The sequence below is a fragment of the Alcaligenes parafaecalis genome, assembly GCF_026344135.1.
In the GTDB taxonomy this organism is placed as follows: Bacteria; Pseudomonadota; Gammaproteobacteria; order Burkholderiales; family Burkholderiaceae_B; genus Alcaligenes; species Alcaligenes parafaecalis.
In genome coordinates, this window is the sequence record NZ_JAPKNA010000006.1 from 38,381 (window position 1) to 54,341 (window position 15,961).

The window sequence follows — 15,961 nt, forward strand, 5'->3', positions numbered from 1 at the left end:
TACTGCATCACCCCCTCGCCCTGCTTACCGTGCTCAGGTCTAGTGTGCTGCGCTGAGCCTTGCACCGCCAGACTACGCAGGCGATCCGCCAACATCAAACATCCAAGCGGAACCAGTTCAAGACAGCATCCAGTGGAGAGTGGTTAAGCGCAAAGCTGGCTTGCTCCTGCACCACAGGCTTGGCCCGGTAGGCAACCGAGTATTTAGCGTGCGCCATCATGGGCAAGTCATTGGCACCGTCGCCAATCGCAATACACTGCTCCGGGCCAGCGCCCAGCTCCGCAGCCAATTCCTGCAAGAAACGGGCTTTGGCCTGACCATCCACAATCGCACCCAGCACTTTGCCGGTCAGCTTGCCGTCCACCACTTCCAAGGTATTGGAATGGGCATAGCTCAAGCTGAAACGGTCTTTCATGCGTTCGGTAAAGAAGGTGAAGCCACCCGATACCAGCAAGGTTTTTACGCCATGGGCATGAGCCGTCGCAATCAGGCGGTCCGCACCCAGATTAGGCTGCAAGCGCTCTTCATACACGCGAGTCAGATCACTGACAGGCACACCTTCCAGAAACGCCACACGGCGATTCAAGCTCTCGGTGAAGTCCTTGATTTCGCCGCGCATGGCCGCTTCGGTAATCGTGGCAACCTGTTCCTTGCGGCCAGCCATATCAGCAATCTCATCAATACACTCGATATTGATCAGCGTGGAATCCATGTCCATTGCCAGCACGCGCATGTCTTTCAGGCGATCAATCTGCTCCAGAAAAGCAAAGTCCATTGCGCCAGTCTTGCACAGTGCCTGCACCTCAGCACGCTGCGTGGCGTCAGCACCCAGCAGACGCACGGCGGTAGGGCCCAGCTCCTGCACACCATCGGCCTGCACCACTGCCGCTATTTTTTCGATGATGGCGCTATCCAGGCGCGGCCCTTGAAGAATGAGATGAGACATCAGATCGTCCACAAAACAGGAAAATACGGCACAGTCGTCGTGCCAAAAGACGATTATTGTAGCGTGCTGCAGGCTTGCCACGGCCTTGCCCACACACAGCGATGTCAGTTTTCAGTCTGAACTCATCCTGCTACGATAAAAGCTATCGCGAAATGACCGAGGACGCCCTTCATGTATATCTGGCCCAACAACACTTTGCTGGATCTGCTCCACATCGAGCAACCCATCGTTCAAGCTCCTATGGCCGGAGCGCAAGATAGTGAGCTGGCGATTGCCGTGGCTCGTGCTGGCGGCCTGGGCTCATTGGCCTGCGCCATGCTCAGCCTGGAACAAATTCGCGAACAAGTGGGGCTGTTTAGAGCCGCCGTGTCGGCCCCCATCAATCTGAACTTCTTTTGCCACGAGGATCTGCGCCTGGAGCCAGAGGCTCTACAAGAATGGCGTCTTCGCCTAATGCCTTACTACCAGGAATACAGCCTGGACCCGAATCAGGAATTGCCCAAAGCGGCACGTGCTCCCTTCTCCAGCCAACATGCTGAATTGGTCGAAGAGCTGAAACCTGAAGTCGTCAGCTTCCACTTTGGCCTGCCCTCTCCCGAACTGGTGCAGCGCGTTAAAAAAACCGGTGCTCTGATCATGTCCAGCGCTACCACGACGGCTGAGGCGGTCTGGCTGCAAGAGCACGGCGCCGACATCATCATCGCTCAAGGCTTTGAAGCCGGTGGTCACCGTGGCGTGTTCCTGGACAACAAGGTGCATACACAAGTAGGCACCATGTCCCTGGTTCCCCAGATTGCCGATGCCGTCAGCATTCCCGTGATTGCTGCCGGTGGTATTGCTGATGGACGCGGTATTGCCGCAGCCCTGGCTTTGGGTGCCAGCGCGGCGCAAATTGGCACTGCCTACCTGTTCTGTCCCGAATCCAAGATCACCCCGCTGCATCGCGAAGCCCTGTCCAATAGTCGCTCGGACGGCACAGCGCTAACCAATCTGTTCTCTGGCCGCCCAGCTCGCAGTATTCGCACTCGCCTGATGGATGAAATTGGTCCTTTAAGCGCCAGTGCTCCGGTATTCCCCCATGCTGGGTCGGCACTCAGCCCGCTGCGTATCGAAGCCGAAAAACAAGGTCGTACCGAATTCAGTTCCCTGTGGAGCGGACAAAGCGCTGCCTTGGGTCGCGCCCTGCCTGCCGAGCAACTGACGCTGGTCCTCGCTCAAGAGGCTCAGGGCGTCTGCAAGCGCCTGGGAGTGGCTGGTGCCACTCACGCACCCTTGGACAAGCCTTGATCGATTCTGCGGGCTGCACACGCGGTATGCAGCCCAGCAGCAGCAAAGCCACCTGCTGATTACATGACACCGAAAGTCAGGACGAAAAAAAACCTCGCAATTTTGCGAGGTTTTTTTATCTGGTCAGGACTATTCAAACTTGCCCTTGGGGTGGCGCATCAAATAACGATACACAAAGCCGGGGTACGCCATCACCAGAAACAAGGCAAAGGTAATGGTGTAGAACACCCAGGTTTGCTTGAAGGGATTACCGATACTGGCTTCAAAAGCAAAGCCGAAAGCACCCACAATACCGTAAAAAGCACACACCTCCAGCAGGCGCGCAAAAAAGCCTTTGGAGACTTTCTGATGGCGAGTACGCCAGGCAGGGAAGTAAAACAGCGCAGCCACTAAAACCAGGCCCAAAAACACCTTGCCCAACATAACAGGCAAGGAATTCAGACCGGAACTGGCGGCGATCACCGTGTAAATCCCCAGACCCAAAGCAGCCAGCACAGCCAGGTAGACCAGACCCACAATCAGTTGCAGCCAGGGCGAGAGACCAGAGCGCTCGCCCGGCATGGACCAAGGCAGAACCAGCAAGGGTTTTTCCACCAGAAACGGCAAGTTAGCCGTAATCACGGAAAGAATAATCACAACCCAGATGGAAAAGCTTTGTTCCATAGTGCTACCTACTTAAAACTGCAAGGAAGACTGAATCACGCGGATGCAGGTATCCATCAAGCCACCGGGCAACAGGCCCAGGCCGATAATCAGAACACCATTCACCAACATGACCAGCTTGGTCAGCAAGCCTGTAGAAACAGGATGTGCTTCGCCTTCTGGTTCGTCAAAGTAGACGACCTTCACCACACGCAGGTAGTAGAAAGCGCCGATCAAGGACATGATCACGGCAAACACGGCCAGCCAGACATAACCGGCACCCACCACGGCTTGCAGCACGCTCAGCTTGGCGGCAAAACCGGACAGCGGAGGAATACCAGCCAGGGAGAACATGGACAGCAGCCAGACCAGAGCCAGGCCGGGATTACGACGGCTCAGACCTTTCAGGTCGCTGATGTTTTCACATTCAAAACCACGACGGCTCATGATCAGAATCAGGCCAAAGGTGCTCAGTGTGGTCAGAACGTAGATCACTACGTAGAACAGCGAAGCACCGTAGGCTTGAGAGTGGGTCTCGCCATTGAACACGCCAGCCAGCAAGCCCAGGAAGATGAAACCCATGTGCGAGATGGTCGAATACGCAAGCATACGCTTGAGATTCTTTTGCATGATCGCGGTCAGGTTACCCAGAGCCAGCGACAGCACGGCCATGATCAACAGCATAGGCTGCCAATCCACCGCAACACCGTGCAGGCCTTCCACCAGGAAACGCATGGTCACGGCGAAGGCGGCCAGTTTAGGAGCAGCACCAATGATCAGGGTCACGGTGGTAGGAGCGCCTTGGTAGACGTCCGGTGTCCACATGTGGAAAGGAGCAGCCGTCAATTTGAAAGCCAGACCTGCCACCACAAACACCACACCAAAGACCAGAGCCAGACGTTCGGCCTGACCGTTAGCGATCACTTCAGCAATACGTGGGAACTCCAGGTTGCCGGTAGCGCCATAAATCATGGACATGCCGTACAACAAGATACCGGAAGCCAAAGCACCTAATACGAAGTACTTCAGGGCAGCTTCAATGGACTGACGATGTTCACGACGCAAGGCCACCAATGCGTACAAGGCAAAGGACATCAGCTCTACGCCCAGATAAGCGGTCAACATGCTGTTGGCCGAAATCATGATCATCTGGCCCAGAAGAGCCATCAGCGTCAGGGTGTAGAGTTCGCCACCACGCTCCATCATGTCACGCTGTTCAGCGTATTCACGACCGTAGATCAGGGTTGCGGCCACTGCAGCACACGAGAGCAGCTTCAGGAAGTGAGCCATCTCGTCCACGACGAACAGGCCACCAAAGGAGACGCCGCTAACGCCCTTGGACCACTGCCAGGCCACGCTGGCCGCAACCACGGCAAGCGTCAGCAGGCTGAACACAAAGGTTGAATGGCGCTGCTTGTGCGTGCTGAACGCATCAAAAATCAGCACACACGAGGCCAGAACCAGGAGCAGGATCTCGGGCAAAGCCAGAGAAAAGTTAAAGGTAGTATCCATAGTGATTCGGCCTACAGTTTCGAGATGGAGACGTGTTGCAGCAACGCTTCAACCGAAACGTGCATGACCTCGGTAAATGGCTTGGGATAGACACCCATGCCGATGACCGCAATCGCCATTACGCCAAGAACGAAGAACTCACGGCCGCTCAGGTCGCTCATGCCGGCAACCTTGTCGTTACCCACGGGACCGAAGGCCACGCGCTTGAGCATCCACAGCGAGTAAGACGCACCGGTAATCAGTGCCGTTGCTGTCAACAGACCGATCCAGAAGTTGTACTCAACCGCGCCCATGATGACAGTGAATTCACCGATAAAGCCGCTGGTGCCTGGCAAACCGCTGTTGGCCATGGAGAACAGCACAAAGAAGGTGACAAAGCGAGGCATAACCTTGACGACACCACCGTAATCGGCAATTTCGCGGCTATGCAGGCGGTCGTACAACACACCAATACACAGGAACATGGCACCGGACACAAAGCCGTGCGAGATCATCTGCATGATCGCGCCTTCCATACCTGTGGTGTTGAAGACGAAAAAGCCCAGTGTGACAAAACCCATGTGAGCCACAGAGGAGTAAGCCACCAGCTTTTTCATGTCGTCCTGAACGATAGCGACCAGACCAATGTAGATCACTGCGACCAGGGACAGCGCAATCACGATACCAGCCAGACCCTGCGACGCATCAGGAGCGATGGGCAGGGAAAAGCGCAGAAAACCGTAAGCACCCAGCTTCAACATGATGGCAGCCAGCACCACGGAACCACCCGTAGGTGCTTCCACGTGGGCATCCGGCAACCAGGTGTGAACAGGCCACATAGGCACTTTCACCGCAAACGCCATGAACAGCGCGGCAAAGATCAGCACCTGTGTGGTGTAGTCCAAGGGGACTTTGTGCCAGGTCAGGATATCGAACGTACCGCCGGACACATTCCACAGGTAGATGAAGGCAACCAGAGTCAGCAGGGAGCCCATCAGGGTGTAGAGGAAGAACTTGACCGAGGCATACACGCGGTTTGGACCACCCCAGATACCGATGATCAGATACATCGGGATCAGTGTGGCTTCAAAGAACACGTAGAACAGCAGGCCATCCAGGGCGGCGAAAACACCAACCATCAGACCTGACAGGATCAAGAAGGCACCCATGTATTGAGCCACGCGGTTCTTGATAACCTGCCAGCCCGCCAGCACCACGATCACCGTAATGAACGCGGTCAGCAAGACAAACCACATGGAAATACCGTCCACGCCAAGGTGGTAATTCACCTTGAAGGCATCAATCCAGGGGGCCAGCTCGACAAACTGCATGTCGGCCGTACCCGGATTGAAGCCCGTGTACAGAGGAATAGTGACAACAAGACCGGCAATCGAACCCAATAGAGCCAGCCAGCGGGTGAAGGTGGGACGATCATCACGTCCCAGAGCCAGCACCAACAGGCCAGCGACGATAGGTACGAAAATCGCCAGCGTTAACCAAGGAAGAGTAGAAGACGCCATATCGCTAGCCATTTACCGAACCGTCAGTACAAAAAAGGATAAGAGCGCCAGGATCCCGAGGATCATGGCAAAGGCGTAGTGATAGACATAGCCGGACTGGATATGACGGCTGATTGCAGCCACCCAGCCCACTACGCGTGCACTACCGTTGACCACCAGTCCGTCAATCAGACCGCGGTCAGCACCTTTCCAGAGGCCCGTACCCAGGCAGCGAACGCCACGAGACAGTACTTGCTCGTTGAACCAGTCAACGTAGTACTTGTTCTCCAGGATACGGTAGATAAAAGAGCAGTTCTTTTTGATAGCTGCAGGCAAGGCAGGATTAACCAGGTACATGTACCAGGCCACCACAGCACCCGCCACAACCAGCCAGAATGGCAGCGTGCCAAAACCGTGTACGGCGTAAGCCATCCAGTCAGTCCAGTGCTTGGCCAGAGTTGCCATTGCAGGATGTTCAGGCAGAACCGTCACAATACCTTCAAAGTAGCCACCGAACAGCAGCGGATCAACAAACCAGATACCGGCGAAGATCGATGGAATGGCCAGCAGTACCAGAGGCAGCGTAACCACCCAGGGCGACTCGTGAGGATCGCCACCATGAGCGTGATGGTCGTCGTGACCATGCGACTCATCGTGCTTGACGTCACGGAAGCGCTCTTTGCCGTGGAATACCAGGAAGTACAGGCGGAAGGAGTACAGCGAGGTGACGAACACACCGATCAGTGTGGCGTAGTACGCGTAAGTCGAACCCCAGATACCGGCTTCGCCAGCGGCTTCGATGATGTGCTCTTTCGAGTAGAAACCCGAGAAGAACGGCGTACCAACCAGAGCCAGCGTACCGATCAGGAAGGTCAGCCAGGTAATAGGCATGTACTTGCGCAGACCACCCATATTGCGGATGTCCTGATCGTGGTGCATACCGATAATCACCGAACCAGCGCCCAGGAACAGCAAGGCTTTGAAGAAAGCGTGTGTCATCAGGTGGAAGACAGCGGCCGAGTATGCCGAAGCACCCAGAGCAACCGTCATGTAACCCAATTGGGACAAGGTCGAGTAAGCCACAACGCGTTTGACGTCGTTCTGGATAATACCCAGCAAGCCCAGGAACAAGGCACCGGTTGCACCGATCACAATGATGAAGGACAGCGCAGTTGTCGACTGTTCAAACACAGGCGAGAAACGAGCCACCATGAAGATACCGGCCGTCACCATGGTCGCGGCGTGAATCAGCGCCGAGATTGGGGTAGGACCTTCCATGGAGTCTGGCAACCAGCTATGCAAAGGAACCTGAGCCGATTTACCCATGGCACCCACAAACAGGGCCAGAGCAGCAACAGTCAGCAATTGCCAGTCGGTACCGGGGAATGTCATGGTGCTCAGTTCCTGAACCTTGGCGAACACGTCGCTGTAGTTCATGGAGCCGGTGTAGGCGTAGAGCAGACCAATACCCAGGGCAAAACCGAAGTCACCGACACGGTTGACCAGGAAGGCCTTCATGTTGGCGAAAATCGCGGTCTTGCGCTCGTACCAGAAACCGATCAGCAGGTAAGAGACCAGACCCACCGCTTCCCAACCGAAGAAGAGCTGCAGCATGTTGTTGGACATGACCAGCATCAGCATCGAGAAGGTAAACAGCGAAATGTAGGAGAAAAAGCGCTGATAACCGGGGTCATCTTTCATGTAGCCAATGGTGTAGATATGCACCATCAGCGACACGGAAGTCACCACCACCATCATCAGGGCAGTCAGCTTGTCGATCAGAAAGCCGATGTCCCACTGAATGCTGCCAATCGTGATCCAGGTGTAGACCGGACCATTGAAGGTCTGGCCTTCCAGCACCTGGAACATCACCATGACCGAACCGATGAAGGCAATCAGCACGCCTGCGATGGTCAGCAGATGAGCGCCGGTCTTGCCGATGAATCGGCCCAGAAAGCCGGTACCAAACAAACCGGCCAGCGCCGAGCCCACCAGGGGAGCAAGCGCAATCGTTAAGTAAAGATTTATGGAGTTCATTAGTGTGCTATCCCATCAACCCTTGAGCTGGTCGAGATCCTGGACATTGATCGAATTAAGGTTACGGAACAACAGAACCAGAATTGCAAGACCAATGGCCGCCTCGGCCGCAGCGACCGTCAGGACGAAAAAGACAAACACCTGACCTGCCTCATTGCCCATCCACGTGGAAAAGGCCACGAAATTAATGTTGGCCGACAACAAAATCAGCTCAACAGACATCAGCAGAATAATCAGGTTGCGACGGTTCAGAAAAAAGCCAAACAGGCCGATCGTGAACAGCACAGCGCCCAGGACCAAATAGTGCGCAAGCGTCAGCGTCATCATCATTTGTCTCCTGGCACGACAGCGTCAGCCGAACTGGACACCGACGGCTTTTCGGTTTGAGAAGGAATGGAAACCATACGCAGACGATCCTTGGCGCGAACTTTGACTTGTTCGCTGGAGACGGTGCGTTTGACACCTTCACGTTTACGCAGAGTCAGTGCAATGGCCGAGATCATGCCAACCAGCAGCACAATGCCACCGAGCAACACAGCCAGCACATACTGGGAGTACATCAACTCGCCAATCACGCGGGTGTTGTTGTAGTCCGCGGCCACCGCGGCAGCAGGTGCCGTTGTGAACCACAGCTTGGTCAGCACAAAGCCCATTTCCAGAACCATGATGGCGCCGATCAACAGCCCCATTGGCACATGAGCCTTGAACTTCTTGGCTGCGGCTTCCTGACGTACGTCCAGCATCATGATGACGAACAGGAACATCACCATCACGGCACCAACGTAGACCACCACCAGCAACAGGCCCAGGAACTCTGCGCCCATCGTGATCCACAGCATGGCTGCCGTGAAGAACACCAGAATCAAATGCAATACGGCCGTAACCGGGTTTTTGGCAGCGATCACGCGATACGCGGCCACCACCATCACCAGCGCCAGCACATAAAACAGAACAGTAGTAAATAACATGAGTGTAGAGCTCCGGCCTTAGCGATAAGGTGCATCTGCGGCACGACGACGAGCGATCTCGTCTTCGTAGCGGTCACCAATAGCCAGCAGCATGTCCTTGGTGTAGTACAAATCGCCGCGTTTTTCGCCGTGGTACTCGTGAATGTGCGTTTCCACGATCGAGTCGACCGGGCAGCTTTCTTCACAGAAACCACAGAAAATACACTTGGCCAGATCGATGTCATAACGCGTGGTGCGGCGTGTGCCGTCCTCGCGCTCTGCCGATTCGATCGAGATGGCCATGGCGGGACACACTGCCTCGCACAGTTTGCACGCGATGCAACGCTCTTCGCCGTTTTCGTAGCGACGCAAAGCGTGCAGACCGCGAAAACGTGGCGAGGTAGGCGTGGTTTCAACGGGATATCGCAGCGTCACTTTACGCTTGAAGAAATACTTCCCCGTCAGGCGCATGCCTTTGAGCATCTCGGACAGCATCAGGCTGCCAAAGAAATCTTTGATTGCTTCCATAATCTTGCCCCTTAGCCTTAATGCCAGATGTTCCAGGGCGTCTGCATCCAGATCGCCACAATAACCAGCCAAACACCGGTCAGCGGGATAAATACTTTCCAGCCCAAACGCATGATCTGGTCATAGCGGTAACGTGGGAACGTCGCACGGAACCAGATGAACATGGAGACTACGATGAAGGTCTTCAGACCCAACCACAGCCACCCCGGAATCCACGTAAAGGGAGCGAACTCGACAATCGGAGTCCAGCCACCCAGGAACATGATGGACGCCAGAGCCGACAGGAAAATCATGTTGGCGTATTCGCCCAAGAAGAACAGAGCAAAACCGGTACCGGAATACTCCACCATAGGACCGGCCACAATTTCCGATTCGCCTTCCACCACGTCAAAGGGGTGACGGTTGGTTTCTGCAACGGCGGAAATTACGTAGATCACAAACAGTGGCAGCAGTGGCAGCCAGTTCCACGACAAGAAGTTCAAGCCCTTGTCTGCAAAGTAGCCCTGTGTCTGGCCCATCACGATGCCCGACAGATTCAGCGTGCCGGAAACCAGCAGGACAGTAATCAGGACAAAGCCGATGGCCAACTCGTAAGACAGCACCTGAGCGGCTGCACGCAGCCCCCCCAGCAAAGCGTACTTGGAGTTGGACGCCCAACCGGCCACGATCACACCGTACACACCCAGAGACGTAATCGCCAGGATGTACAGCAGACCGGCATTGATGTCGGACAGAACCACATCAGGGCCAAAAGGAATCACCGCCCAGGCAGCCAAGGCAGGCATCAGGGTGACCACAGGGGCCAGCAGATACAGAACCTTGTTGGACTGAGCAGGAACAATCAGTTCCTTGGTCAGCAGCTTGAATACGTCAGCGAAAGGCTGCAGCAAACCGCGGTAACCGACGCGAGTCGGTCCCAAACGGACGTGCATGAAACCAATCATCTTCCGTTCCCAGTACGTCAGGTAGGCCACGCACAAGATCACGGGAACCGCAATCGCGATCACCTTGAGCAAGGTCCAGACTACAAACCAGGCGGTAGGCCCGAGCAGCTCGGTGCCGTAGTTATTGATGACAGAGAGAAAATCCATGTTATGCACGCTCCACTGTCAATTGACCGAATGCGCTACCCAAGGCGGCAGTTTCAGAAAAAGCGGTGGCAACACGCACCGAGTTCAGTGCCACGGTGTCATCCAACTGAGCTGGCAGGCTGACTTCACCTTGCGAGGAACGAACCTTCACCAGATCGCCGTCGGCCAGACCCAGTTGGGTCAGCGTGGCGGCGGCCATGCGAGCAGTAGGAGCGGCCGAAGCAGGTGTTTCCTGCAAAGGAGCCGAACGACGGACCAGGGCATCGCTGCGGTAGATAGGTACATCTGCCACACGCTCCAGGCCATTGCCTTCAGGCAAGACGCTGGCAGCCAGATTGATCTGGTTGGACAAGCGCGATTCCACACCGGCAGCCATGACAGAGTCACGAACCGATTCGGATGTTTCATCGTCAAAGCCATCCAACTGGAACAGATTGCCCAGTACACGCAGAACCTTCCAGGCCGGACGTGTATCGCCCACGGGAGCGGCTGCACCCTTGAAGCTTTGTACACGGCCTTCAGCATTCACAAAGGTGCCGGAGGTTTCAGTGAAGGGAGACACAGGCAACATCACATCGGCCCACTGTTCGGCAGCGGAACGATAAGAGGTCAAGGCAACCGAGAAGGTCGCGGACTTCAGTGTTTCCACTGCACGCTCGCCCAGATCGCTGTCCAGAGCAGGTTCCACGTTCAGAACCAGGTAGGCACGCAAAGTTTGAGCCAGCATTTGCTCGGCAGTCAAACCGCCCTTCCCTGGAACGGCATTCGCCAGGTAACCACCCACGGTGTTACCACCGGCAGTCAGGAAGCCCAGTTTGGCACCGCTAGCCTGTGCAATCACATTAGCGTTGGCAGCAATCACGCTGGCCTGATCCGAGTTGACCGCCATATTGCCCAGCAAGATGGCCACGCGTTCGCCGGAGGCCAGGCTGTCAGCAATCTGCTGAGCTTCAGCAGATACTTGCACGCCTTCCAGACCAGCAGGAACTGCTGCGTCCTTGGCTTTGGCAACAGCTACCAGCACTTGAGCCAGGGAATTGGCCAACTGGCTAGGAGCAACCGTCATACGGCCAGCAATCGCATTGAACAATGGATTATCGGCAGCCGAATCAATGAAGGAAACTTGAGCACCACGTTTGACAGCCTGACGCAGACGCTGAGCCATCAAGGGGTGATCTTTACGCAGGAAGGAGCCCACGACCAGAACGCGATCCAGCTCGTTCAAGGCAGTCAGAGGCATACCCAACCAAGGCACACCGGCCAGGGCGCCATCCAGACGGGCATCGGTCTGGCGCAGACGGAAGTCCACGTTTTCAGTACCCAATGCGCGACCCAAGCGAGCCAACAAGGCCAGCTCTTCAGTCGTGGATGTAGCCGAACCAATACAGCCCAGTTGATCTGCACCAAACTTCTCGCGCACGGCATTCATACCGGCAACGATGGTTTGCATGGCGTCGTTCCAGGAAGCCTCACGCCACTGACCGTCATCACCACGCACCATGGGGCGAGTCAGACGATCTTCGGTGTACAGACCTTCATAGGAGAAACGATCACGGTCGCTGATCCAGCACTCGTTGACTTCGTCGTTCTCGAAAGGCACAACGCGCAAGACCTTGTCCATCTTGGCCTGCAGCACCAGATTGGCACCCACGCTGTCGTGCGGGCTAACGCTGCGACGACGGGCCAGTTCCCAGGTACGGGCATTGAAGCGGAAAGGCTTGGAGAGCAAGGCACCCACAGGGCAAACGTCAATCATATTGCCCGACAGCTCGGACTCGACAGCACGACCCACAAAGGTGGTGATCTCGGCGTGCTCGCCGCGATTGAGCATACCGACCTCTTGGACACCGGCGATTTCTTCGCCAGTACGCACACAGCGGGTGCAGTGAATACAACGCTGCATGGCTTCGGTCGAGATCAGCGGACCCATGGATTTGGCAGCCACGACGCGCTTTTCTTCCTTGTAGCGCGACTCGGAGCCACCGTAACCCACGGCCAGATCCTGCAACTGACATTCGCCACCCTGATCGCATACAGGGCAATCCAGCGGGTGGTTGATCAGCAGAAATTCCATGACGCTCTTTTGAGCGGCAATGGCTTTATCCGAACGAGTACGCACAACCATGCCGTTGGTGACGGGGGTCGCACAAGCTGGCAAAGGCTTGGGTGCTTTTTCCACGTCCACCAAACACATGCGGCAGTTGGCGGCAATACTCAGTTTTTTGTGATAACAGAAGTGCGGCACGTAGACCCCGGCGTCATGGGCAGCCTGAATGACCATGCTGCCTTCCGGGGCGTCAACTTTAATGCCATCGATGGTGAGTTCTACCATTACGTTGTCCTGGCCTACAAATATTGAGGCACCACACAGCCTTTATGCTCGATGTGGTGTGCGAACTCGTCGCGGAAATGCTTAACGAAACTGCGCACCGGCATGGCAGCAGCATCACCCAGGGCACAAATCGTACGGCCCATGATGTTCTGTGCGATGTCGTCGAGCATGTCCAGGTCTTCAGCGCGACCCTGACCGTTCTCGATACGATGCACCATGCGCCACAACCAGCCTGTGCCTTCGCGGCACGGCGTGCACTGGCCGCAGCTTTCGTGATAGTAAAAATATGACAGGCGCAGCAAGGATTTCACCATGCAGCGAGTCTCGTCCATCACGATGACGGCACCCGAACCCAGCATGGAACCTGCTTTGGCGATGGAGTCATAGTCCAGATTGGTCGCCATGATGATGTCGGCGGGCAAAACGGGCGAGCTGGAACCGCCAGGGATCACAGCCTTCAGTTTGCGACCGTCGCGCATGCCACCGGCCAATTCCAGCAAGGTGGCAAAAGGTGTACCCAGCGGCACTTCGTAGTTACCGGGACGCTCTACGTCACCCGTAATGGAGAAGATCTTGGTGCCACCCGCATTAGGGATACCCACTTCCAGGTATTCCTGACCGCTGTTGCGCAGAATCCAGGGAACTGCCGCAAAAGTCTCGGTGTTATTAATGGTCGTCGGTTTGCCATACAGACCAAAGCTGGCGGGGAATGGCGGTTTGAAACGGGGCTGACCCTTCTTGCCTTCCAGGGATTCCAGCAAGGCTGTTTCTTCGCCACAAATGTAGGCGCCGTAACCGTGGAAAGCGTGCAACTGGAAGTCGAAGTCAGAACCCAGGATCTTGTCACCCAGGAAGCCAGCAGCACGGGCTTGCTCCAGCGCTTCTTCAAAACGCTGATAAATCTCGAACACTTCACCGTGGATGTAGTTGTAGCCCACGGTAATGCCCATGGCGTAGGCCGCAATGGCCATGCCTTCGATCACGATATGCGGGTTGAAGCGCAAAATATCGCGGTCTTTAAAAGTGCCGGGTTCGCCCTCGTCAGAGTTGCAGACCAGGTACTTTTGACCGGGCAAGCTGCGGGGCATGAAGCTCCATTTCAGACCCGATGGGAAACCTGCACCGCCACGACCACGCAATGCCGACGCTTTAACTTCAGCAATCACGTCTTCGGGCTTCATGCCAGTCGTCAATACTTTACGCAGGGCTTCATAGCCACCACGCTTGACGTACTCTTCCAGGCCCCAGTTGTCGCCATTCAGGCCAGCCAGAATTTGCGGCTGAATATGACGATCATGAAAAATCATGCTGCGCGACAGGTCGTCACCAGGGTTAGGCTCTAATCCCTGGGAGAACTTACGCAGAATGTCCGGTGCAATCATGCCGATTCTCCGTGTGTCTTCAATTCTTCGAGCATGGCATCAATGCGCTCGGCTTCCATACGCACGCACATGTGCTGATTGTTCAACAGCATGACGGGCGAATCACCACATGAACCCATACACTCTCCCATGATCAGGGAGAACTGGCCGTCCGCCGTGGTTTCACCGTATTCGATACCCAGCTTTTCTTTCAGGTATTCGCCTGCCTTGACGCCGTCACGCAGCGCACAGGGCAAGTTGGTGCAAACAGAAATGGTGACGCGGCCAACAGGCTTGGTATGGAACATGTTGTAGAAGGTCGCAACCTCCTGCACAGCAATGGGTTCCACGCCAATGTATTGGGCAACATCCTCAATGATTTCAGGCGATACCCAGCCTTTTTCTTGCTGGGCGATAGCCAGCGAGGCCATGATGGCAGAGCGACGTTGGTCTGCCGGGAACTTGTTCAGTTCCTTATCGATCTGTTGGTAGGCTTTTTCGGAAAGCAACATAATTCGGTTCCGTTTTTCCAGGCGCGACCTTAACGGTCGATCTCGCCAAACACAATGTCCTGCGTGCCGATGATAGTGACCGCGTCGGCAATCATGTGACCGCGGCTCATTTCATCGAGGGCCTGCAAGTGGACGAAGCCCGGAGCACGGATCTTCATGCGGTAAGGCTTGTTACCACCGTCAGATACCAGATAAATGCCAAACTCGCCCTTTGGATGTTCTACACCGGCATACACTTCGCCAGTAGGCACGTGCATCCCTTCGGAGAACAGTTTGAAATGGTGGATCAAGTCTTCCATCCCGGTTTTCATGCGTTCGCGCGATGGGGGTGCCACTTTATGGTTATCCGTGATGACAGGGCCGGGATTATTGCGCAGCCACTGTACACACTGACGGATAATGCGATTGCTCTCGCGCATTTCTGCGATACGAACCAGGTAACGGTCGTAAGAGTCGCCATTGCGACCCACAGGAATATCAAAGTCGACGCGATCATAGACTTCGTAGGGCTGCATCTTGCGCAGATCCCACTCCACGCCCGAACCACGCAGCATGGGGCCGGTAAAGCCCAGCGCCTTGGCGCGATCAGGATCAACCACGCCCACGCCCACCAGACGCTGCTTCCAGATACGGTTATCGGTCAGCAAGGTCTCGTATTCGTCCACACACGCGGGGAAGCGATTGGTGAAGTCTTCGATGAAATCCAGCAAAGAACCTGAACGCGCTTCGTTCATGGCTTTCAGTTCTTTGTCGGAGCGGTATTTATTGGCCTTGTACTGTGGCATGGTGCCGGGCAGATCGCGGTAAACGCCACCTGGACGGTAGTAGGCCGCGTGCAAACGAGCACCTGAGACCGCTTCGTAGCAGTCCATCAGGTCTTCACGTTCACGGAAGGCGTACAGGAACACGGCCATGGCACCCACGTCCAGCGCATGCGAGCCCACCGACATCAGGTGGTTCAGAATGCGGGTGATCTCGTCGAACATCACGCGGATGTACTGGCCACGTAATGGCACCTCAACACCTACCAAACGCTCCACAGCCATACAGTAGGCGTGCTCGTTGACCATCATGGATACATAGTCCAGACGATCCATATAAGGCAGGGTTTGCAGGAAAGTGCGATGCTCGGCCAGCTTTTCAGTGGCGCGGTGCAACAGACCGATATGGGGGTCAGCACGCTGAATAACTTCGCCGTCCAGTTCAAGCACCAAACGCAACACACCGTGTGCGGCTGGGTGCTGAGGACCAAAGTTCAGGGTGTAGTTTTGAATTTCTGCCATGATGC

Annotated in this window: 14 protein-coding genes; 1 reads left to right on the forward strand and 13 read right to left on the reverse strand. The window is 55.6% G+C overall.

The window, feature by feature from the left end; genetic code table 11:
• Positions 1-94: 94 nt before the first annotated feature.
• Complete coding sequence (gene serB, locus OSH09_RS16435) at positions 95-946, reverse strand: phosphoserine phosphatase SerB (protein WP_222666899.1); 852 nt, start codon at positions 944-946, stop codon at positions 95-97.
• Positions 947-1,117: 171 nt separating this feature from the next.
• Between serB and OSH09_RS16440 the strand changes: the two genes are divergently transcribed.
• Positions 1,118-2,233 (forward strand): NAD(P)H-dependent flavin oxidoreductase, encoded by a 1,116-nt coding sequence (locus OSH09_RS16440; RefSeq protein ID WP_207875410.1) that lies wholly within the window; start codon positions 1,118-1,120, stop codon positions 2,231-2,233.
• A 129-nt stretch (positions 2,234-2,362) separates the two neighbouring features.
• On the opposite strand, the gene OSH09_RS18350 is transcribed toward OSH09_RS16440, so the two are convergent.
• The 12 genes from OSH09_RS18350 to OSH09_RS16500 are packed head-to-tail and all read right to left on the reverse strand — an operon-like array spanning position 2,363 to position 15,956.
• The gene (locus tag OSH09_RS18350; protein ID WP_207875411.1) at positions 2,363-2,896 is read right to left on the reverse strand and encodes a DUF2818 family protein; all 534 of its coding nucleotides are present in this window, start codon (positions 2,894-2,896) and stop codon (positions 2,363-2,365) included.
• A gap of 12 nt (positions 2,897-2,908) precedes the next feature.
• A complete protein-coding gene (nuoN, locus tag OSH09_RS16450; protein ID WP_207875412.1) occupies positions 2,909-4,387 on the reverse strand; it encodes an NADH-quinone oxidoreductase subunit NuoN in 1,479 nt (492 codons plus the stop codon).
• A gap of 11 nt (positions 4,388-4,398) precedes the next feature.
• Positions 4,399-5,886: an NADH-quinone oxidoreductase subunit M gene (locus OSH09_RS16455; protein WP_222666898.1), complete on the reverse strand. Its 1,488-nt coding sequence runs from the start codon at positions 5,884-5,886 to the stop codon at positions 4,399-4,401.
• A gap of 12 nt (positions 5,887-5,898) precedes the next feature.
• On the reverse strand, positions 5,899-7,902 hold the full coding sequence (nuoL, locus tag OSH09_RS16460; RefSeq protein ID WP_207875414.1) for an NADH-quinone oxidoreductase subunit L: 2,004 nt from the start codon (positions 7,900-7,902) through the stop codon (positions 5,899-5,901).
• Positions 7,903-7,917: 15 nt separating this feature from the next.
• Positions 7,918-8,226 (reverse strand): NADH-quinone oxidoreductase subunit NuoK, encoded by a 309-nt coding sequence (gene nuoK, locus OSH09_RS16465; RefSeq protein WP_207875778.1) that lies wholly within the window; start codon positions 8,224-8,226, stop codon positions 7,918-7,920.
• 2 nt (positions 8,227-8,228) lie between these two features.
• Positions 8,229-8,870, reverse strand: a complete 642-nt coding sequence (locus OSH09_RS16470; protein ID WP_207875415.1) for an NADH-quinone oxidoreductase subunit J — start codon at positions 8,868-8,870, stop codon at positions 8,229-8,231.
• 18 nt (positions 8,871-8,888) lie between these two features.
• The gene (nuoI, locus tag OSH09_RS16475; RefSeq protein WP_189391133.1) at positions 8,889-9,377 is read right to left on the reverse strand and encodes an NADH-quinone oxidoreductase subunit NuoI; all 489 of its coding nucleotides are present in this window, start codon (positions 9,375-9,377) and stop codon (positions 8,889-8,891) included.
• Positions 9,378-9,394: 17 nt separating this feature from the next.
• A complete protein-coding gene (nuoH, locus tag OSH09_RS16480; RefSeq protein ID WP_207875416.1) occupies positions 9,395-10,468 on the reverse strand; it encodes an NADH-quinone oxidoreductase subunit NuoH in 1,074 nt (357 codons plus the stop codon).
• A gap of 1 nt (position 10,469) precedes the next feature.
• Positions 10,470-12,800, reverse strand: a complete 2,331-nt coding sequence (nuoG, locus tag OSH09_RS16485) for an NADH-quinone oxidoreductase subunit NuoG (protein ID WP_266121593.1) — start codon at positions 12,798-12,800, stop codon at positions 10,470-10,472.
• Positions 12,801-12,814: 14 nt separating this feature from the next.
• The gene (nuoF, locus tag OSH09_RS16490) at positions 12,815-14,182 is read right to left on the reverse strand and encodes an NADH-quinone oxidoreductase subunit NuoF (RefSeq protein ID WP_207875418.1); all 1,368 of its coding nucleotides are present in this window, start codon (positions 14,180-14,182) and stop codon (positions 12,815-12,817) included.
• Positions 14,179-14,673, reverse strand: a complete 495-nt coding sequence (gene nuoE, locus OSH09_RS16495) for an NADH-quinone oxidoreductase subunit NuoE (protein WP_207875419.1) — start codon at positions 14,671-14,673, stop codon at positions 14,179-14,181. Before nuoE ends, nuoF begins: the two co-directional genes overlap by 4 nt.
• 29 nt (positions 14,674-14,702) lie before the next feature.
• Positions 14,703-15,956, reverse strand: a complete 1,254-nt coding sequence (locus OSH09_RS16500) for an NADH-quinone oxidoreductase subunit D (protein WP_207875420.1) — start codon at positions 15,954-15,956, stop codon at positions 14,703-14,705.
• Positions 15,957-15,961 lie beyond the last annotated feature (5 nt).